Below are 20,090 nucleotides of genomic sequence, written 5' to 3'. Positions count from 1 at the left end.
CCGCTCGACGAGTCGCTCGCCCAGGAGAAGGACAAGGGATGTAGCGACCAGTGTTCCATAGACGCTGATATTCACGATGAGACCTCGAACGGTGAGTCTGGTAAAACGGCACGCGCTGGAAAAACCGCTTGGCTGCAGCCTTATCGCGACGCTTTTGCAACAGGATATCGAGTTCGGCACCGTGCTGATCAACTGCTCGCCAGAACAAGAACGCAAGCGCGCCGAAGCAGGTGCCGGCCGCCATTCGGGGCTTCCGACTCCAATCCGGTACTGCAGGCAATGCACATCGTTTGGTCATCACAGCGTGACGTACCAGATGTTCAGTGAAAACCGCTGTCCCGCTCACCGACAGAAGCTTGAAACGAAATGCCAGCATTGCGGGCAGGAGACTCCCTACATTATCAACGCGCGTCTTGTGGGCTCGCCGTATCGTTGTGCGCGCTGCGGCGCGCTTTACGCGACCCGATCTCCTCCAGCTTTTGCAACAAAGCCAGCGATGCGCAAAGAGCATCGTATTGCCATCGCGCGACACTTCCATAATCGCGTGGCAGGCAGATTTTGCCTTGGAATTGACGACGGCGACCTGTAGCTCGCGGGCTCAGGTAGCAAGGCGGCGCTTGAGAAGCTTCCAATGATCGACGGCACAAAACTGCCGTGCGCGACACGCAAAACCGGGTGTTGATAATCATTGAAAGGCCTCCTGGCCGCCCCGAGGAAGGGGGCGGCCAGGGTCTAGAGTTGAGGTGCACACGCTCAACCGACCCGTTCAGGAGGCTGAAATGAAGTATAGCGGCATCGATCTGCACTCGAATAACGCCGTGGTCGCCGTGATCGACGACCAGGACCGGGTGCTGTACTGCAAGCGGTTGACCAACGACCTTTCACTGATTGTGGCGGCTCTGGCGCCCTGGCATGCCGAACTGCAGGGAGTGGTGGTGGAATCGACCTACAACTGGTACTGGCTCGTTGACGGACTGATGGCCGCCGGCTTCGTCGTCCATCTGGCCAATACCGCAGCCATCAAGCAGTACGAGGGCCTGAAGTACGCGGATGACAAACGCGACGCCGTATTCCTCGCCCGTGTTTTCCGGCTCGGACTGCTGCCCGAAGGCTACATCTACCCGCCGCAGGAGCGCTCCTTGCGTGACCTCGCACGCAAGCGCATGCAGCTTGTACAGCAACGCACGCTGCACATCCTGAGTATTGAAAGCCTGCTCGCCAGACAGTTGAACCTGCACATCAATGGCGAACAGGTACAGCGTCTCGACGACGCAGTGGTGCACGCACTCGGGCTGCCGGCATATGTCGAGCGCTCACTGATGGCAAACCTCGCGGTATTGCGCACGTTGCGCATGGAGATTGCCTCTCTCGAGACCATCCTCCATCAGGAAGTGAAGCTGCGGCCCGAGTTCCAGATCCTGAAGACCACGCCCGGAATCGGCGACATCCTTGCTGCGACGATCATGCTCGAAACAGGGACCATCAAGCGATTTCCCGGCGTTGGCCATTTCAGTTCCTATTGCCGATGCGTCGAGAGCAAGCGGATCTCTAACGGCAAGAAGAAGGGCGAAGGCAATGCCAGGAACGGCAACAAGTACCTCTCCTGGGCATTCATCGAGGCCGCAGCGGTCGCGCTGCGTTGCTGCACGCAGGCAAGACGCTTTTATGAACGCAAGAAAGCGAAGCGCCTGCCTGTCGTCGCAATGAAGGCACTCGCGCACAAGCTGGCGCGTGCGGCCTATTACATGATGCGCGACGGCAAACCCTTTGAGGCTCAACGATGTTTTGGCTAAGTTTGGCGGGGGCCGCGAGCCCGGTAAAGTTGTTGGTACCGAACCAGTGAATTGATTGGGCCCGACCCCGGCCATCCCGATATAGCGAGATCACTGAGACGCCCAGACCATGAGCCGACAACTGTCTGGTGCCCGCACGTGGGTAACCCTCGAATTGTCATGTACTCCTGGACATTGGCCTGGTACCGACGGTTTTCTGGAGCTCGATGTGAGCCAGGGGCAAATGCCAGTTCAGCGGCGCTTGCCTTGATCCCGATGGGTGACTGGTGCGGATCAGTTCCGCAACCATCTAAAGAGAGACCGGACGCGTCATCATGCTTCGCGGCACGGAGTGGCCGAGACCCTTTGCGACGACGCAAGACAAGGCGTCAGGGAGACGATTTACCCGTTGACCTCGGCCTTTCAATGGGTGACGACTTTACTTCGTTTTTGGTGACGACTTTACTTCGCTCTACGGCAGCCAGTTCGGCCGGGGCGACAAACCGGATCGGCTATTCATTGTCTTCACAGACGCGGGGCGATGCTGCATTCGAGATATCAAGTTTTGCATCAATAAGGAAAACTAACTATTTGTGACTAAAATATCGGACCCAAAAGTCTGCCAGACGTCGGGTCGGAATTTTTGAGAATGTTCCGTCAGAGTGCGGAACATTGCGGTGTCAGGGACTCCGTTTGACGCTTTCCAGGTGCTTCTCCAGATCGCTCAGCTCGGCTACAGTTTCCGGGTATTCAAGAAGCGGACCATTCAGGCGCCGGGCGCGTTACGGACGAACAAATCCGCTTCCGACGAGATGCGCTTTGCGATGGAGTTGCGAATTCCCATCGACCGCATCAAGAAAGGCTGCTCGGCTTGGCCTCTATGGTAAGCGTAGACAATGCCGAGTGCGCCGATGGTATTGCCGTGGTCGTCCATGAGCGGCACGAGCACCCCAATGCGGACGCCATCTTTCTGTATTTCGACCAGTGGTTTGCCTGTGCGGATTACACCGAGTTCGTCGTCTCCAGACGGTTTGCCGCGCTCGCCGGTTATATGGGAGGCGACGGCAATATTCTTTGTTTTGCCGGGTGGAGTCACATGAAAGATGACATCCATGATCCCGACGTGATTGTGTGCAATCTGATCGGCAAGGCGTTGAGCGTAGATGGACGACGCAGCATCGTTTGGTGCCGGTAACGCAGCATTCGCAGAAATGGCGAAGAGCGTAACGGCGCAGAGAAGGATGAAGTGGCGAAGGATTGTCATCCGTTACACCTCGAATTGGTTTGGAGTTGGTTCAGAACCAATGCCGATTTATTCCAGCTGTATTCGTTCCATGGCCAGCGTATCAAAATCACCTTAAGACGGGCTTATCTTCAATCAATGTTTGATCCGCTCGCCCATGGTTTTCGGGCGTTACTCGCCATCTCGCCATCTGTCTCCATGCAGGGAACCTGGCCAGAGATCGCTCCTTGTGCATAAAGGTTCGGCCCCCTTTCCAGGCGTCGTTTCGCGCTAGTGAATCGGCGAGGCGCGGCGCCCCGAGTACGGTTGTTCATTCTGGGTGAGGGCGATTGGCTCGGACGATGGTTCTCCGGCACGGCGAATGCAGCGGGACGATCAGCGGGCGAAGGACGAGCGATGAGGTTGAGGGCATTCGGCGAATTGGACGACCTGCCTTCAGAGAACGTCTCTGAAGGTCCGCTTACCTGCCAGCATGAGCCGGTAGCCTCTGGTGATCCCTGAACCTCGCGAGGCGTCGAACGGATCGCCTCCGTGCGGCGCTGCTATGGGGCCATAGTCCGATAGCACATCACCCGATCCGCTAATACGCTGATGCTATATAGGCTGTGCTCACCGGGGGGCGATCGCGTCGTCATATGGCCGAGGGCGTGTGGAAACTCGATTTTCGCGGTTGAGGGCGAGGTTGCCGGTCGGGTCAATCAAGTTAGATGCGTCGAGCATGCGCTATTCGAGCATCGCGAGCGCAAGAAGCCCTTCAAGGCCTCAGCTTCCAGCCATCCTTATTGCCTTAATTGTCCTCGCAGCCTCAAGTATATTCATGACTCGCTTGAGGTTGTATGGCAGTACCTGAAGACTCATCTCGGTGCTCACCCGCCCGAGCGTCCGGGTCACGAAGTGTGTGGCACCCATCCAATGGTTCAGCGTGCCGAAGACGTGTTCAACGGTGCTTCTTCGGATGGTCATTGCATCAGGCTTCCGATCGAGTCGACGCTGCGTGGCTTCCAGTTGTTGGTGTTCACAAATGCTGCTAGCCGTGTTCACAGGGATGCTAGCGGCCAAGACGTCGAATCGCTTGCTGTGAAAGGGAATGCGCCCGATCAGTGCGATTCGATGCCTGTTGTGACGGTACAACAATCACAAGGAAGTTTGTTCAGTAACGCTGCTAGCGCGGCATAGGCACCTGGATATCAAATCGAATCGACCACGCGATTGAAAAAGGCGTTTTTCATGCGCGTCGTTCTATAGCGATGACCGACCGCATGTTGGCACCGGCCGCTTCAGCTTTCGATGGTTGTTTTCAAAAGCGGAAACGTTAGCGCTTGCATGAAGTGTTATTCCGATAGTGACAATAGACATGGACTTCCCCTCTCGCTGGTGTTGATGAACGTTCGAAACTTCATCATGGCACGTCGATGCCGACTCGCGGCTTCCGCCGCAGCCTCGGGACGGGGAAGTCCCTTTCATTCTCTAAATTCGTATCGTCTGATTTCGAAGAGCAAAACCTGACACTAAAAGTTCGCGTATTCGCTGATAAAAAAATGACATCCAGAACTGTGTATTACACTATTTTTGGTGAGTATGATACGGAGATTCCAGGGGGATTAGGGCTTCCTTCTCTCACAGTAAGGGCTTCGCTTAACTCAAGTAATTCGACAGTGGTAGACGCAGGTGATGAATGGAAAAATCAGGAGATTAGAGTCTCAGCGCCCAGCAGACCGCTTTCCGCCCCGAAAATAAAGAATATATTAGTGGACGCGTGTTATACACAATAGGTACGGGCGAGCGGCGGTGTGGGCGATCGCGCGCATCCCGGCGCCAGAGCAGGAAGACGACCGGCACCTGCAGTTCGAGCTCGAACGCGTGCGGCAGGAGCGTAGCGCGCACACCCACCGCATCCGCTCCCTGCTCGTGCTCCACAACCTGCGCGTCAGGTATGTCGGCGGCCGCATCTGGACGCACTGGTGGGCCCGGCAGCGCGAGCTGCTGGCACCCGGCCTGCGCGCCGAGATTGACTGCGAATGCGAGCGGTTCCCGCTGGTGCGCCAGCAGATCCGCCTGCTCGAAGTACAACAGGAGCTATCGGAGCGGGCAGCGCATGGACGCTGGTCAGGGAGCGGTTCGGGTGGCGCCAGTTTCGCAACCGCCGGGAACTGGCCGGCTGCCTGGGGCTGACGCCCACGCCGTACGCCAGCGGCACCAGCGAGGTTGAACTGGGGATCAGCAAGGCGGGGAACCGGCGATGCCGGTGGCTGATGGCGGAGCTCGCCTGGAGCTGGCTGAGCCCGGCAGCCAGCTCAGCCATTGATTCAACGAACGCTTTGCCGGCACGGGCAAGGGGCTGCGGCGCATCGGTATCGTCGCGTTCGCACGGCGTCTGGCGATCGTCCTGGTTCTGATGTGATGGACGACTCCCGCTAAACGGCGAGAGATTTATGCCAAAGTGGACGGGTCGTGATATCCGCGGCAAAGGAGCGGCGCGCGCGGCACTTTCACACTGCCAATTTTCGGATGCACAGGTCAACGTCGCGCTTTCTTCTTCGGTTTCGGTTTCGGGGGCGTCAACGCAGCAGTCCAGAAAGCTGCGGTTCCGCGTTTGGCTGCTGCCGTTGCGTGACCTCTCGCCGAGCCCGCCACCGTATTCGCCCCGCTCAGCCACATGCTGAGAAAGGGGTTCTTTTTAGTCCATGGATTTTTCATATCAGACTCCATCAAGGAAGCATTGGGCTAGCCGGGGCGGCAGCAGCGACGTGCTGCCGACGCGGGCCGCCGACTGTCGTTAGGGTCTTGTTGCCGGAAGCGAGTCTGACTGGTCGCCGGCGACCTACACCGATTGCGCGCGAAGCCCAGCAGAAAACCCGAGCACGCGGTTAGCCCGTTTGTCGGGACCCGGCAAAGCCGTTCCTTCTCATTGGCCCTTGGTGCACGGGGCCACTCTCTTGGATAGCGTTGTTCCCTCGGAGCGAACCAGAATCTTTTCAGGCCGATCCCCAAACCGAATCGGAAATGTTTTCGTCCCCTCTCTCGGGTCGAAACTGCGTACAGCGGACGCGGCACCCTGATTTCCCCGTCGCTCGACGTCCTGCGCAAGGAGTTCCCGGAAAACGCCCAATTCCGGCACGCCGTGCAAGTGGCGGAACCCCTCAAGCACCTCTGCGATAGCATGGTTCAATGTCTCCGGTTTGCGCGTACTGGCGATATGCGAACTACCCCTTGCCAGTTCCAACATGTATGTCACACGGCCCAGCGTCATCGCGGTGCCTGAGATAGTTTTCTTCGGCATTCCAGTTCCCCCGTTCTACTTCAATAAATCACTCTCACCGGCGCAAGGTGGCGTCCGTGGAGCAAATTTTTCGTACGATTGAGCGTAAGAACATTTGCCGGCAACAACGGCCATCTATACCGGACCGACGATGATGCTTACAAAATGCCTGGATCGGTCATATACGCTTGGTCAATCGGGCCACGGAAGCAGCCGCGCAGTGCTGCTTTCGATTTTCTTTCCCATAGGACGTCCGGTCTCAAATGGTTGGGCGGGACGCTATTGCAGCCAGAATGACCGGTAGTCGGGCCGGTTTTACAAAGTGGTGATCGAAGCCGGCCTTGAACGATTCCGTTTTTTCTCCGGGCGCATGCAGTGCGGTCACCGCCAGCAGGAACGGGCGGGGGGCGAAACCTATGCGCCGGATTTCTCTCGCCACCGCGTGGCCGTCGACGCGAGGCATCTGGATATCGAGTATCACCACGTCAGGACGCCATGCGGAGTACGCAGCGAGCGCGCCTACACCGTCTACAGCCGTCTGGACGGCGTAACCGTAAGCTTCGAAGAACGACACATAGGCCTCGACCAGATTCGCGTCGTCGTCCGCAATGAGTAAGCGCTCCGCTTTCGCAGTGGACATGGGTTCCTGTAGGTTGCCACCTATGTCACGCAATTTAGGGACCCGATAGAATCAAAGCAGCTACCTGCGCGTAATATAGGTTCAGCGATTGCCCCATATTGACTTTTTCAGCTTCTTTGAGGGCACACATGCGATTAGCTGACTTCATCCTGCGCGACATGGAAACGATTCTGGCGCAATGGGAGGCGTTTGCCGGCACCCTGTTGCCGGCAGCCGCAAACATGCAATCGCTCGCTCTGCGAGACCATGCGCAACAGATTCTGCAAGCTGTAGCGAAGGATCTTTCGACGGCCCAGACCAGGGAGGCGCAAACCGAAAAGTCAATGGGACGCGCCCCCGTACTGATCGGAGCTCGAGAGACCGCCGCGCAGACGCACGCCCTTTTGCGGGCGCGAGGCGGGTTCGACATCAACCAGTTGGCTGCCGAATACCGCGCCTTGCGCGCCAGCGTCCTGCGCCTCTGGATGGACGAATGTCAGCCCGAAGCCCCACATCCGGATGATGTCATCCGGTTCAACGAGGCCATTGACCAGGCACTTGCCGAGTCGGTCGGTCATTTCAGCGCGCAAGTAGACCAGGCTCGTAACCTCTTGCTTGGCATGCTCGGGCACGATATGCGCAGCCCGCTCCAGACCATCCTGATGACGGCCCAATATCTGGCGGCGCTGAACGCTGGGGAGCAGGTGTCCGTAGCCGCATCCCGTTTGATCAGAAGCGGCGCTCGCATGCAGGCCCTTCTGAACGATATGCTTGATTTCAATCGAACCAGACTGGGCTTGGGTATCAATATCGCGCCGACCGATGCCGACCTGGAAAAAGTGCTGGCCGATGAACTCGATCAGTTGCGGGCAGCGCATCCAGACCATCGGGTCGATCTGGACGTGGACGGTGACTGTCGGGGTGTTTGGGACGGCCGCCGTCTGCAGCAGTTGCTTGGCAATCTGGTTTTGAATGCGATCAAGTACGGAGCGCCGGACGCGCCAGTGCGAGTAGTGATGACCGGCGAGGAGCGGGACGTTCGTTTCGAGGTCAGGAACCGCGGGCCCGCCATCGAGCGCATGACGCTGGAGCGGATCTTTGATCCGCTCCAGCGTGGCCTGAATCATCAAGACTCGTATGATGCGGACGGCAATCTGGGGCTCGGACTGTATATCGCGCGCGCGATTGCCAAGGCCCATGGGGGCGAGATCGAGGCGCGGTCCGACGAGACAGAAACCGTGTTCGCTGTGCGCCTGCCGCGCCAGCAGTAGCGCTCATGAGGTCCGATGTGCGGACCGACCGCTGGCGTGCGTTTGGTGCGGACGCTCGCGATCGCCGTTCTGGAGCGTGGGGGCGATCATCCGATCATCCTTCATGACCACGCGCAAAGTCTTTGCGCGTCATCCAGCTCGTTCGCCTTGCCGACAATAACCGTTCGCAGGCGAAGCTCCCGGATGTCCGCTTTCGGCGAACACCGGTGGCCGCTTCGGGGTCGGCTTCGGCTGACCGCATCGGGCGGTAGTCGGCCAGGAACGGACCCTTCGACAACCGCGCGTGAATCGTTGACACCCAGCATTACCGGTGTTGTCCTGAACACACTCGGCTATCGATGCTCCCGAGGTGGTACATAGAGGCAGCGATATTGACTACCCTCTAACGCATCATCTTTTTCGCTGAACCGACCGTTGTAGCAGGCGATCACGTTCGCGGCTTCTGCATTGCTAGCTAAGCAGGTTGAACTGCGCGGCGACCAGCAGAAACACGCCAAGCGCCCCGCGATAGACAATAAATGGCCATGTGGAGAACTTCTCGAGAACCTTCATGAGTCCCCAAATGGCAACAAATGCAGACGCGCCTGCGACCACCAATCCAAAGAGCAGCAGCGACCACGCTTCGAGCGGAATGTGCGCATGAAAGAGTACCCAAAGCTCTTTCAGTCCGGCTAATGCAATGGCGGGTAGTCCAAGCAGAAAAGAGAAGCGTGCGGCCTCCTCACGCTTGAAGTTGAGAAAGAGCGCCGCCGTCAGAGTCGATCCGGAACGCGATACACCTGGAATCAGGGCGCCTACCTGCGCGAGTCCCACAATGAGTGCGTCGCGCAAACGCATCTCTTTGACTGTGCGGCGATGACTACAGATGACTTCTGCGATGGCTAGCAAAATGGCCATCACAATGCAGGAGCCACCAATCACGGACAGACTTCTCAACGGTGTGCCGCAAGCATTAAGCGTAGACGACAGAGCAAGGCCAGCGACGCCAATGGGCACCGTCGCAAGCACGATTGCTATTGCCAGGCGAAGCGAGTCATCCTGGTAGGTACGCCGCCGGATGGCCGTGACGCTTCCCACTACGACGCCTTGCACGTCGCGCCAGAAGTAACTGACCACCGCTGCCAGTGCAGCCAGTTGCATTGCTGCGGAAAAAGCCGATCCCGGGTCGTGCCAGCCGAGCATGGCCGGCAAGATGCGCATGTGCGCGGTCGATGAGATGGGCAGCAACTCAGTGATGCCTTGAACGACACCCAAAAATCCAATCTGCAGATAGCTTAGGGAGGCGAAGCCGATATCGAGGCCACCAGAACATGTGTTTGCCAAAAATACTCTCCTTTCCGGGCAAGGTGTTGTGAGTTGTACCGGATGAATGCTGCCAGCACATCGCGCGAAACCTTACCATTTGCAAGTGTCAGGGGCGCGACTTCTACGGCCGGGATATTTGATAGCAATGCCGAGTCACAGCTACCGTACGTGGGCGATTAAGTAAGTACAGGGTACCGCGAGATGCGGCGTATCCGGAGAGGACAATTTTGGTATCAGTTGAGCAAGAACGGGAAACGGTACAAATCAGGCGCTGACAGAGAATGGCTGCTTTGTGGATTAGTCGACTGACCGAAACGGGTCCGACTTCTGCCGGATACAGATCGTCGACGGCGGCTACCTCGGCGGTCTCGGCGTCGGACCGGGTTCGGGCAACGTTCAGCCTTTCGCCCACGGATTTAGACGGGCATTCAAAAGACAGTTCTGCATGCCGCAGCGGACGTTCGTAGCGCGCACCCGGTATCGCAATTCCGTAATACAGCGACGCGTTAGTCCGTCGTCAGAGATCAGCCGCCGACAGCGTTATCCGTTCGCCAGTGCTCGGCAACGCTTTCTCCTCCACAGCCCGCAAAAGTCGGTGCTTGCCAAGCTCGAAGGCAAGCATCAATTGCTTCGGGGTCTCGTTCGCACTGTTTCAGCAGAGAGCGCAAAGGCAGAGTATCCCCAACCGAAGCCGTAGGCCGAAAACCATAATGTCGAGTCGGCGGAAAGGAGAGGGGCCGTGAGATTTGTACTGGTCTGGTTCATGGCTGTCACTTCCTGACCGGGAGCGGCGGATTTTGATCTTTGCACAGTGAACTTACGAAAGCCCTACGCCCAAGGCCTCCGTGGCGAGTTGGTCGTCGGCGCCACTATCTGCAAGGTCCACCTGAGCTTGACCCGTCCGTCCGGGCGGCTAGCCGGCAATCTGTTCGAGTAGACGCAGCAATAAATCGGAGGCTCGGCCTTTCTGGCAGTATCCGTCAAATCCGCCCGCGATCCCTTTCGCGCGGATCGTGAATTCATCCTGGGCGGTAAAAACTACAATTACGACATGCCGAGTCTGCTCGTCCTGCCGGAGTTGCCGTGCGACCTCAAACCCGTCCACGCCGGGCATGTTGATGTCCACCACCGCGATGTCCGGTGTCCAGCCGTTAATGACGTGGGCGACCGCCATCCCGCTCAGGACGAATTGGACTTCATATCCCGATAAGGAAAGTGATGCAGTGATTGCTTCAGCGCCAGGCCGGTAGTCGTCAACGACGAGCAGCCGACGCTGATGGTCCGTTTGCCGCTGGGGTAGCACGCGTGGCGTCCAGTGTGCAGTGTGCCCGCTGTTCCCGGCACGCGCCTTGCACTGCGGTGGCAAAAAAATTGCGTATCTCTCGCACCATTAAGCAAACCGAGGGGATTATGAGCCTGTCGGACTTTATCGAAGCAAACCTTCCCGAGCTGATTGACGAGTGGGCGGAGTATGCCGGCACGATCAGCCTGAAGGACAGCCACCTCACCGCAAGCGAGTTGCGGAACTCGGCTCGCGATATTCTGATCCGGATCTCGGCAGATATGCGCGAGCCGCAGACCGAGGCACAGCGGCAGGCCAAGTCGCGTGGCGGCCAGCACAATCCTGAATCCGGTGTCGATCGGGTTGCCCAGCAGCACGCAGACGATCGTCTCGCGCAGGGTTATGGAATCAACGATGTGGTAGCGGAGTACCGAGCCCTGCGCGCCACTGTGCTGCGGCGATGGCAGCAGACGTCGCCGGACGATGGAGATGCTTTTCAGGAGATGATCCGGTTCAATGAGGCAATCGATCAGATGCTCTCGGAATCGGTCCGGCAGTACGCGCAACGGACGGAGCGCATCCGGGATCTGCTTGCCGGCGTACTTGCACACGACCTGCGTTCCCCTCTTGGCGCGATATTGAATTCGGCGGAGGTTATTCTGCATGACACGGGTCTGTCGTCATCCTCCGTGAGAGCAGTCGCGATCGCGCAACGTGGCGTCGTGCGCATGAGGCAGATGATTGACGATCTTCTCGTCTTCACGCGTACCCGCCTGGGTGACACGCTTCCAGTCGATTTTGTGCCACAGGGTATCGGGCGTATCTGCAACGATGCGGCAGATGAAGTGCGCGCTTCGTATCCGGATGCACGGATCGACGTGCGCTTTACGGGGGAGCTCGACGGCGAGTGGGACGGCGCCCGTATCGGCCAATTGCTCGTTAACCTGCTCGTGAACGCAGTCCAGCACGGCTCAGGAAACATAAGCCTGAAGGCTCTCGGTCACGGTGCGCAGATGACTCTCATCGTGTCGAACGCAGGCAACCCGATACCGGCGGCGGCCCTGCCGACGCTCTTTGATCCATTGACGCGGGCAAGCACTTCGCACAGGCAAAGCGGGACGTCTTCGAGCATGGGCCTGGGTCTTTACATCTGCCGGTCCATCGCACGTGCGCATAATGGCACCATTCAGGCCGAATCGACAGAAGGCGGGACGAGCTTTACAGTGCATATTCCTCGCTTTCCGGCGCCTGGGCACTGAGCTCGACGGCCTTCTACCCGCAGTCTCCACCACAGTTTGTTGCGCTGCATCTCGCATTCGGCATCTCGATCGCCAACGGGGCCCCGTGCGTCGAGTGGCCGCTGTACTCAAAAAGCTGACCGGCGTTGGGCGTGCAGTCGAACGTCGGCTGTGGGAGGAAGTAGTGCAGCCGCTCATCGGGCAGCGGTATCGGAAGTGGGCCGTTCGTTGCCTCCGTGGCTCGCTAACATCACTCTCCCGCTTTCTGAAGCGACCCCATCTGCAGCGAATTTGGTCCACAGGGCTTCCTCCTTGCATCCGAAGTCTTACTCGGAAGGCAGAAGCTGAAGGTCACGCCACGGAGCTCATTGTGAACGACCCAAATACGCCCGGCGTGTGCTTCGACGATCGAGCGACAGATCGCCAGACCCATGCCCATGCCAGTTTCCTTTGTGGTGACAAAGGGCTCGAAGACCGGCACCAGATTCGCTAGCCCCGTACCCTTCATCACGAACGTCGACCACCACGTTGTCCCCGTCGCGCCGGGAGCGGATCAATAGTGACTTCGGCAGTACCTTCGTCGCTGCCAGTGCCTCGATAGCGTTGCGCACGAGGTTGACGATCACCTGCTGAATCTGCATCGCGTCGGCTCTGATAATCGGTACGTCCCGGGCTAGCTGCGTTTCCAGCGATATCACGTTCCCGTGAATGTCGTCAGCCATCAGCTTGCAGACCTGAACAATCAGCTTGTTCATGTCAAGTCGGGCCTTTGCCGGAGCCGTGCGCCTGAACAGCGCGCGAATGCGGCCTACCACGTCCGCCGTGGCTTTAGCATCACGGACGAGGGCCTCTGCGCTGAGACGGGCTTGCTCGATGTCGGGCGGCGTCGCGGCGAGCCAGCGCCGGCACGCCTGGCCATTGGCCAACACGGCCTGCAGAGGTTGGTTAATTTCGTGCGCGATGGACGCAGACAGCTCGGCGACAGTCGCCATCCGTGACGCTTGAGCGAGCTTTTCCCGTGCATGTCGCAGCGCTTCTTCTGCTCGCGTGCGCTCGATGAATTGCCCGACCTGGTAGCCGACTGTGGCCATCATCTGCAAGAGTTCGGGATCGGCGTCGCGGACCTCGTCGCTGAAAAATTCGAACACGCCCACTACGCCACTCTTGAGCGTGACCGGGAAGGCGGCGTGGAACCCCGCATTCGCGGCAGATTCCAGCCGCTCGAACCCAGCATTGAGCGCCATGTCGGGTATGCACACGGGTGCGCCGCTCGACCATGCTCGCCCGGGGAGCCCCATGTCGAGGCCGGCCGTCCCGGATAGCTTGGAACCGGCCCGCGCGAAGGCGGCCGGGGGCCATGCCTGCACGCACACCAGCACGTCCGCCTCCAGATCGACGCGCCAGAATCCCAATCGAACGCCTTGCATGTTTCGTGCAGAATGCGGGGTACCGCCTCATCGAGCGTGCCAGCTTCCGACAGCGTGCTCGCGACGCTGAATTCCGCGAGCAGGCGCTGTTCGCGGTGTCTGCGATCGGTCATGTCACGCGCGAGCGCGATGGCGAAAAGGCGGCCACTGTGGTTGAACACCCGTGCACGCACCTCAACGGGAAAGAGACTGCCGTCTTTTCGCTGGCGGCGCCTCGACCTCGTGCGTTCGCTGCATGGCGCGGTTGATGCGGTCCATGCACTCAAGGAACCAGAGGTGTTCCTCGCGCGACTCCTCTGCGCGCTTCTGCTCGGTCATGTCGACGACAAAGGCCACGCCACGTCTGCGTTCCAACGTGCTCTCTCCCTGACGAGAAGTACGTGCGCCAGGCTACGTCCTTCCACTTTTCGTACTCTGTCCGCAGCGCATCCAGCTTCGCCATGATCGGCGCTCAACTGCCGGCGCCCATGATGGGTCGCTGAGGCTGGTTGCCCGACCGGCCCGGATCCTTGCGAGTTCAACGAGCGCGAACCACGCAGTCAAGCGTGCGACGGACAGCGGGCTTGCTGCTTTGGTGTCGAGCGTCACGGGTCCACGCGCGCCTCCAGCAACTGTTTGCGCCTAACCTCGCCTTGACGCTCGAACATCCAGCCGGGGTACTCGGCCGGCAGGCGGCTCACTTCGTCCAGGGTCGCAAGCTCGTCGGCGCTCAGCGTTACGTTTGTGGCCGCCAGGTTGTCGGCGAGCTGTTCGGCCCGCCTGGCACCGACGATCACGCTGGTGAGATTCGGTTGGTGCAGCAGCCAGGCCAACGCCACTTGGGCCACCGAGACGCTATGCGCCTGCGCGATCAGGCGCATAGCGTCGATGCAGTTGTAGGCCCGATCACGGTTCACCGGCGGGAAATCGAAGGTGGTGCGGCGGCTGCCTTCCTCGCCTTGCTGCTCGCGCCCGTACTTGCCGCTGAGCAGGCCGCCGGCCAGCGGGCTCCATACCATCAGGCCGACACCTTCGCTCGTCAGCATCGGGATCAGCTCGCGTTCGAGGTCGCGCCCGGCAATGGTGTAATACGCCTGCAGCGACTCGAAGCGCGACAGCCCCAGCCGTTCGGCGATGCCCAGCGCCCTGGCGATCTGCCAGGCCGCCCAGTTCGACACGCCGACGTACCGGACATGGCCGTGGCGCACCAACTGGTCGAGCGCGCGCACGGTTTCCTCGATCGGCGTAGCCGGGTCGAAGCCGTGGATCTGGTACAGATCGATGTGGTCGAGCTGCAGCCGCTTCAGGCTGGCCTTGACGCCGTCGAGGATGTGGCCGCGCGACGCGCCGCGGGAGTTCGGTCCGGGCCCGGTTTCGTTGAAGACCTTGGTCGCGACGACCACGTCCTCGCGTGGCACCTTCAGGTTCTTCAGCGCCTGGCCGGTGATCTGCTCCGACATACCCCCCGCGTAGGCGTCGGCGGTGTCGATGAAGTTGATGCCGGCGTCGATCGCCTGGCCCACAAGGCGTTCGGCGTCGGACTGCCGCAGGTCACCGATCTGGCTCCCGATGACGCCACTGCCACCGAAGGTCATGGTGCCCAGGCAGAGTTCGGAGACAAACAGGCCGGTGCGGCCGAGTGTGCGTTGCTTCATGTGAATTTCCTTCGAGAGTTGTCAGGGTGACGCGACTGGCGGGGGCTGCCGGACAGGGGTTGCGGAATCCTCCGTGCGAGCACGGTCGCGACCCGTCTTTATGCCCGACTCACACCGGGACTGCGCCGCACTTCGAGCGTCGGCGACAGTGCCAGCTTCACGATCAGGTCCGACAGACTGTTCAAGGACACGTCGTGCCCGCGGACGGGCCCGGGCTTGCCCCGGGGCCGAAACGGTGAGACCACTGCGCCACAGTTAACGTGTCTTCGTTGTGGGTCTGCCTGTCATGGATCGATGACGTGAACTCTAGGCTGAGGGGCACTGATTGACTATACTGCTGGAACGACATGAGCTCATAAGACTAGCTAATCAATGGCACGATACGACGAACTGGCGGCGTTCGCAGCCGTCGTGCGCGTTGGCAGCTTCACGCGTGCTGCTGCGCAGATGGGTGTGACGCAGTCCGCACTGAGTCAGACCATTCGCGCGTTGGAGCGCAAGCTTGATCTGAAGTTGCTCAACCGAACCACGCGCAGCGTGTCGCCCACCGAGGCGGGGGAGCGGCTCTACTTGACTGTCGGCCCGCGCTTCGCAGAAATAGAAGCCGAGTTGGCGGTGCTGGGCGAATTGCGCGGGAAGCCGGCCGGCACCGTCCGCATCACTGCGACCGAGCATGCGGTGCGCACTCTGCTCTGGCCCAGGCTGCAGCCGTGGCTGCCGCAGTACCCCGACATCAAGGTCGAGATCAACAGCGACAACCGGTTCATCGACATTGTGGCGGAGCGCTTCGACATCGGTGTGCGTCTGGGCGGCGATGTGGCCAAAGACATGATCGCGATGCGCATTGCGCCGGACATGCGCCTGGTTGTGGTCGGAAGCCCAGACTACTTCGTGCGCTATCCTCGACCCCGTACTCCGCAGGATCTCACCGAGCACGATTGCCTCTGCCTGCGCCTGCCTTCCCACGGCGGGCTGCTGCCGTGGGAGTTCAAGCGGCGCGGCAAGAGCATCCATGTGCACGTCACGGGGCGGCTGGTGTTCAATTCGCGTGACATGATCGTCGCGGCGGCGTTGGCCGGGCATGGGTTGGCGTGGGTTCCCGACGATGCCGTCGGCGAGCACATCGCCGCAGGGCACCTCGTCTCGGTTCTGGATGATTGGTCGAAGACCTTCCCCGGATACCATCTGTACTACGCCAGCCGCAATTCGTCTCCTGCATTGGCCCTGGTTGTCGAAGCCTTGCGTCAAGTGCAGGGGCAGTGACTCAACCGTTTGCTTCGCTCAAACTGCGAAGGACCCAACGGGTCGGCAGCGCGGGCTGAATGCGCTGCAAAGCAGTCCTTCGCGGCGCAAGCTTCAGTTCGGGAACGGAAATCCGGATTTGCGAGTTGGACGGCCGCTGTTCGGCCTTATGTAAAGCTTCACATAAGGCAGAGGTTTTTTTGGTTAGCGATCGCGGCTACGAAGCTATGAAACACTAGCCGCTCGCCTTCGCTTCCCTCCCACTACCGCTTCAGCGGTTTAGTACAAGGCCGAATTGTGTGCGTAGCGCGTCCGTCAGGTTCGTAATGCAGCCGTTCCAACGGCAGGTTTCCCCGCTCGCTGAACGGCAGGTTGTGGCCGGTTGTACCCGCCGAGTTACAAGGCCGAACTTGAGTCGTTGCCGACGCAACTGCCTGCGCTCGTTCGTCGGCCATAGATGCTATGTGGGACTACCGGAGAAAGGTCCGTTTAGCTAAAACGGAATTTCCAACTCTGTGCGAAGGAGACGGAAATGTCCACGAACCAAGCAGTCCCACAAGACGAGAATACGGCGATCGAGGTCGAGCTGTACATAAGCTTCGAGCTCGGCGACAAATCCTGGAAGATGACCGCCAGCGATGGGCGGCACGGCCCGAGCCGCTATAGTGTGCACGCGGGTGACACCGCTGCCGTACTCGACTGTGCACGGCGGGCCAGGGAGCGTTGCCGCCTCGACCCGCAGGCCAGGGTTCACTCCTGCTATGAGGCCGGGCGCGACGGCTGGTGGCTGCACCGCTGGTTGACCGGGCAAGGCATCGACAACGTCGTGGTTGATGCTGCCAGCATCGAAGTGAACCGACGCGCAAGGCGGCCCAAGAACGACCGCCTCGATGGCGACAAGCTGCTCGCCATGCTCAGGCGCCATCACGCCGGTGAGCGCGTCTGGGCGGTGCTGCGCGAGCCCACACCCGCGCAGGAAGATGCTCGCCGCACGCACCGCGAACTCGCCCGGCTGACCCAGGAGCGCGTCGCCCACATGAATCGCATCCGCTCACTGCTCGTGCTGCACAATGTGCGTCCACCGGTCATCATCGGCGGGCGCGACTGGGCACGCTGGTGGGCCAACCACCGGGAGCAGGTGCCGCCCACCCTATGCGGCGAGATCGAGCGTGAGAGCGCGCGCCTGGCGCTGGTCAGGCAACAGATAAAGATGCTTGAATCCGCGCGACGCGACGAGCTGGCCGAAGGCAAGCACCCGCTGGTGGCACAACTGGCGCGGCTGCGTGCGATCGGCTCCAAAAGCGCCTGGGTGCTGGTCAAGGAAGTGTTCGGCTGGCGACGATTCGCCAACCGGCGCGAGGTCGCTGGGTGTCTCGGGCTGACACCTACGCCCTACGACAGCGGAGATAGTCAGATCGAACAGGGCATCAGCAAGGCAGGCAATCACCGGGCGCGTACGATGCTCGTGGAACTGGCATGGCGCTGGCTGCGCCTCCAGCCAGGCAGCCTCCTGACTGAGTGGTTCAACCGGCGCTTTGCCGGCAACGGCAAGCGAATGCGACGGGTGGGCATCGTCGCGCTGGCACGGCGTCTTGCCATTGCGCTATGGCGCTACCTGGAACACGGCGAGATCCCGGCCGGGGCCTCGCTCAAACCTGTTGTCCCCTGAAGTGCCGGGTCAACATCGTTCGCCTGGTCTGGCAAGGAACACATCATGATGAGAGGTCGACGCGCCCGTACCGTCGGCGGGTCACCGCACGGTGACCGAAGCCAAAGATGGGGCGCGCCGGTAACTGGGGTTTGCCAGTGCGCCTTGCGCGCATGCTGCATGAGGTGCAGGCCATCTATGCACTGCACGGATAGAAGTTCGTTCCGGCACTGGCTGGAACGCTCGCCACACCCCGACCTCGGATCAAGATCGAACCACCGTGCGACACGACCGCTTGACGTCACTCGCAATACAAAGGTGCCGGGATGAAATCTGATCCGTTTACCTGACGATCGAACACGGCTTGACAAACAAGTCCCCATAGAAGCCGACAGTCACCGACCACCGGCTGTGCGGCGGCTGAAGTTCGCTTCACTGACATTCGCAAACCCGTGCCGGCGAATGTCTCCTCTCTCGATTGACGAATGAGTCTTCACGACCCACTGCGGACGGCCACATTTCTCCAAAGCGGTCGTTCAAACGCCGCCACTGTTTGCCAAGGGACGACCTCATGACAGCGCCGAGGTTCACTCACTGGACACCGTGCAAGCGCGCAAGACGCGACGCGGTCTCTTGGATAGCCAGACATTTTCTTATTGCGGGATAGCCTACAAAGGCCGCTTCGGGTTGAAAATCCATCCTTCGCGGGTTGCCGGCCGGCCCCGAGGCGCAGCGGGTCGTCCATCAGCTTGATCACTGGCCCCCATGTCGCTTGCTCGACGGCGTTGTATTGGAAACGCACGACGACGAGCACGTCTTTGCGGATCGCCACCTTCTCGTAGACAATGCGTCATTTGGGCGTCGGACGGGAGGGCGCCACGAAGCTGGACCTGCTTAGCTCACAAGAAAACTTCCATGGCGCACAGTCGGTTTCGTCGTCGCAGCGATTAATCAATACGGGATGTGAATGGCAACTTCTAGCGAAAAATCTTCGGGACAAGCACGTTACGCGAGCTATCCCAGTCTAGTAGACCGGGTCGTGCTCATTACGGGCGGCGCGAGTGGCATTGGCGCTTCGTTCGTCGAGCACTTCGTTGCGCAAGGCGCACGTGTGGGCTTTCTCGACATCGACACGAACGCGGGAACAGCTCTTGCCAAATCGCTCGGTAACGCGCGCCATAAACCGCTCTTCGTCGCCTGCGACGTCACCAACATTCCCGCGTTGCACGCGGCCGTCGCCGAAGTGCGGGCAGCATTCGGACCGATCGAGGTGCTCGTGAACAACGCGGCGAACGATCGCCGCCACGCGCTCGCCGACGTTACGCCCGAGTCGTTCGATGCAGGCGTAGCAGTTAACGTGCGGCATCAGTTGTTCGCAGCGCAGGCCGTGGTCGAGGATATGAAGGCCGCACGCGCGGGCTCGATCATTAATCTCGGCTCGCATTGCTGGATGCTCAAGAGCAGCCAGTTCCCGGTTTACGCAATGAGCAAGGCGGCAGTACAGGGCCTGACGCGCGGGTTCGCCAAGGACCTCGGCGCGTATGGGATCCGCGTGAACACGCTCGTGCCGGGCTGGGTGTTGACTGAGAAGCAGCGCAACCTGTGGCTCACCGACGAAGGTCGCGAAGAGATACGACGCGGCCAGTGCATCGACGAGGAAATGGAGCCCGGCGATCTCGCGCGCATGGCGCTCTTCCTCGCGGCCGACGACAGCCGCATGATCACGTCGGAGGATGTCATGGTGACGGGTGGCTGGTCGTAATAAGGCCGATTCTCGCCCGGCGGCTTCGCCCATTGACGAGCGGTAGTGGCATGGCAACTTCCGAGGAAAGGTTGGCCGATGGTGGAAGCGCGTTCGCGACCTCGCGCAACCAAGCGAGGCCTCGAAGATTGTCGACGATTTCACCCGGATCGTCGACTGACCGCTGATGGCCGGACCCAGAATCTTTTGCAGCCGGACATGCTCTTCCAGAGAGCCAGATAAATGAACTGCCCTTCGAGAACTTCCTTTGACGCTGATTGCAGTGTCGTAACAGCTCGCTGACAATGATGCAGGCGTGCAAATACGCAGATGTCTCAAAGCGGGGATCACGTTGCGGCCCACAGGTCGGGCTTGCGGTCGTCAACCGACACATCGCGACTGCGGCGCC

At 60.1% G+C, this 20,090-nt stretch carries 17 protein-coding genes and 2 pseudogenes; 8 read left to right on the top strand and 11 right to left on the bottom strand.

Annotated features, from left to right (window positions below):
- Nucleotides 1–118: 118 nt before the first annotated feature.
- Nucleotides 119–202: pseudogene (locus tag FVF58_RS24185) on the bottom strand (DDE-type integrase/transposase/recombinase); the annotation flags it as partial.
- Nucleotides 203–401: 199 nt separating this feature from the next.
- Nucleotides 402–689 (bottom strand): hypothetical protein, encoded by a 288-nt coding sequence (locus tag FVF58_RS24180; RefSeq protein WP_149672344.1) that lies wholly within the window; start codon nucleotides 687–689, stop codon nucleotides 402–404.
- A gap of 90 nt (nucleotides 690–779) precedes the next feature.
- On the opposite strand from FVF58_RS24180, the gene FVF58_RS24175 reads away from it, so the two are divergent.
- Complete coding sequence (locus FVF58_RS24175; RefSeq protein WP_149672343.1) at nucleotides 780–1,793, top strand: IS110 family RNA-guided transposase; 1,014 nt, start codon at nucleotides 780–782, stop codon at nucleotides 1,791–1,793.
- Between the two features lie 745 nt (nucleotides 1,794–2,538).
- Here FVF58_RS24175 and FVF58_RS24170 read toward each other — a convergent pair.
- Both FVF58_RS24170 and FVF58_RS24165 read right to left on the bottom strand, forming a co-directional pair.
- On the bottom strand, nucleotides 2,539–3,036 hold the full coding sequence (locus FVF58_RS24170) for a hypothetical protein (RefSeq protein WP_149672342.1): 498 nt from the start codon (nucleotides 3,034–3,036) through the stop codon (nucleotides 2,539–2,541).
- A 741-nt stretch (nucleotides 3,037–3,777) separates the two neighbouring features.
- Nucleotides 3,778–4,032, bottom strand: a pseudogene (locus FVF58_RS24165) (IS5/IS1182 family transposase); the annotation flags it as partial.
- Between the two features lie 771 nt (nucleotides 4,033–4,803).
- Between FVF58_RS24165 and FVF58_RS52980 the strand changes: the two are divergent.
- Nucleotides 4,804–5,187 carry a hypothetical protein gene (locus FVF58_RS52980; protein ID WP_246217185.1) on the top strand — a complete coding sequence of 128 codons (384 nt, stop codon included), beginning with the start codon at nucleotides 4,804–4,806 and terminating at the stop codon, nucleotides 5,185–5,187.
- Nucleotides 5,094–5,411: a transposase gene (locus FVF58_RS52975; protein WP_246217183.1), complete on the top strand. Its 318-nt coding sequence runs from the start codon at nucleotides 5,094–5,096 to the stop codon at nucleotides 5,409–5,411. The genes FVF58_RS52980 and FVF58_RS52975 overlap by 94 nt, the downstream gene beginning before the upstream one ends.
- A 1,122-nt stretch (nucleotides 5,412–6,533) precedes the next feature.
- Here FVF58_RS52975 and FVF58_RS24145 read toward each other — a convergent pair.
- Complete coding sequence (locus FVF58_RS24145; protein WP_149672340.1) at nucleotides 6,534–6,914, bottom strand: response regulator; 381 nt, start codon at nucleotides 6,912–6,914, stop codon at nucleotides 6,534–6,536.
- 128 nt (nucleotides 6,915–7,042) lie between these two features.
- Between FVF58_RS24145 and FVF58_RS24140 the strand changes: the two genes are divergently transcribed.
- Complete coding sequence (locus FVF58_RS24140) at nucleotides 7,043–8,164, top strand: sensor histidine kinase (protein WP_149672339.1); 1,122 nt, start codon at nucleotides 7,043–7,045, stop codon at nucleotides 8,162–8,164.
- Nucleotides 8,165–8,614: 450 nt separating this feature from the next.
- Here FVF58_RS24140 and FVF58_RS24135 read toward each other — a convergent pair whose 3' ends face one another.
- Nucleotides 8,615–9,487: an undecaprenyl-diphosphate phosphatase gene (locus FVF58_RS24135; protein WP_149672338.1), complete on the bottom strand. Its 873-nt coding sequence runs from the start codon at nucleotides 9,485–9,487 to the stop codon at nucleotides 8,615–8,617.
- An 895-nt stretch (nucleotides 9,488–10,382) separates the two neighbouring features.
- Nucleotides 10,383–10,772 (bottom strand): response regulator, encoded by a 390-nt coding sequence (locus tag FVF58_RS24125; protein WP_246217179.1) that lies wholly within the window; start codon nucleotides 10,770–10,772, stop codon nucleotides 10,383–10,385.
- A 107-nt stretch (nucleotides 10,773–10,879) separates the two neighbouring features.
- Here FVF58_RS24125 and FVF58_RS24120 point away from each other — a divergent pair, with 107 nt between their 5' ends.
- Nucleotides 10,880–12,010: a sensor histidine kinase gene (locus tag FVF58_RS24120; protein ID WP_149672336.1), complete on the top strand. Its 1,131-nt coding sequence runs from the start codon at nucleotides 10,880–10,882 to the stop codon at nucleotides 12,008–12,010.
- A 229-nt stretch (nucleotides 12,011–12,239) separates the two neighbouring features.
- Here FVF58_RS24120 and FVF58_RS52965 read toward each other — a convergent pair whose 3' ends face one another.
- From FVF58_RS52965 to FVF58_RS24105, 4 genes are all read right to left on the bottom strand, one after another.
- Nucleotides 12,240–12,428, bottom strand: coding sequence for an ATP-binding protein (locus FVF58_RS52965; protein ID WP_342802409.1), 189 nt, complete (start codon nucleotides 12,426–12,428; stop codon nucleotides 12,240–12,242).
- On the bottom strand, nucleotides 12,355–13,416 hold the full coding sequence (locus tag FVF58_RS24115; RefSeq protein WP_246217178.1) for a sensor histidine kinase: 1,062 nt from the start codon (nucleotides 13,414–13,416) through the stop codon (nucleotides 12,355–12,357). The genes FVF58_RS52965 and FVF58_RS24115 overlap by 74 nt, the downstream gene beginning before the upstream one ends.
- Nucleotides 13,417–13,590: 174 nt before the next feature.
- Complete coding sequence (locus FVF58_RS51590; RefSeq protein WP_188130918.1) at nucleotides 13,591–13,752, bottom strand: hypothetical protein; 162 nt, start codon at nucleotides 13,750–13,752, stop codon at nucleotides 13,591–13,593.
- A 248-nt stretch (nucleotides 13,753–14,000) separates the two neighbouring features.
- Nucleotides 14,001–15,050: an aldo/keto reductase gene (locus FVF58_RS24105; protein WP_149672334.1), complete on the bottom strand. Its 1,050-nt coding sequence runs from the start codon at nucleotides 15,048–15,050 to the stop codon at nucleotides 14,001–14,003.
- Nucleotides 15,051–15,422: 372 nt separating this feature from the next.
- Here FVF58_RS24105 and FVF58_RS24095 point away from each other — a divergent pair, with 372 nt between their 5' ends.
- The 3 genes from FVF58_RS24095 (at nucleotide 15,423) to FVF58_RS24085 (ending at nucleotide 19,702) form a co-directional block, all read left to right on the top strand.
- Entirely contained in the window at nucleotides 15,423–16,313 is an 891-nt protein-coding gene (locus tag FVF58_RS24095; protein ID WP_149672333.1) for a LysR family transcriptional regulator, read from the top strand.
- A 511-nt stretch (nucleotides 16,314–16,824) separates the two neighbouring features.
- Nucleotides 16,825–17,961 (top strand): IS110 family RNA-guided transposase, encoded by a 1,137-nt coding sequence (locus FVF58_RS24090; protein ID WP_149672332.1) that lies wholly within the window; start codon nucleotides 16,825–16,827, stop codon nucleotides 17,959–17,961.
- A gap of 946 nt (nucleotides 17,962–18,907) precedes the next feature.
- A complete protein-coding gene (locus tag FVF58_RS24085) occupies nucleotides 18,908–19,702 on the top strand; it encodes an SDR family NAD(P)-dependent oxidoreductase (RefSeq protein WP_149672331.1) in 795 nt (264 codons plus the stop codon).
- The last annotated feature ends 388 nt before the right edge of the window (nucleotides 19,703–20,090 follow it).

The sequence above is a fragment of the Paraburkholderia panacisoli genome (assembly GCF_008369935.1).
GTDB classification, from domain to species: Bacteria; Pseudomonadota; Gammaproteobacteria; order Burkholderiales; family Burkholderiaceae; genus Paraburkholderia; species Paraburkholderia panacisoli.
The sequence above is the reverse complement of the archived record's forward strand: the minus strand, read 5'-3'. Positions and strand labels throughout refer to the sequence as shown.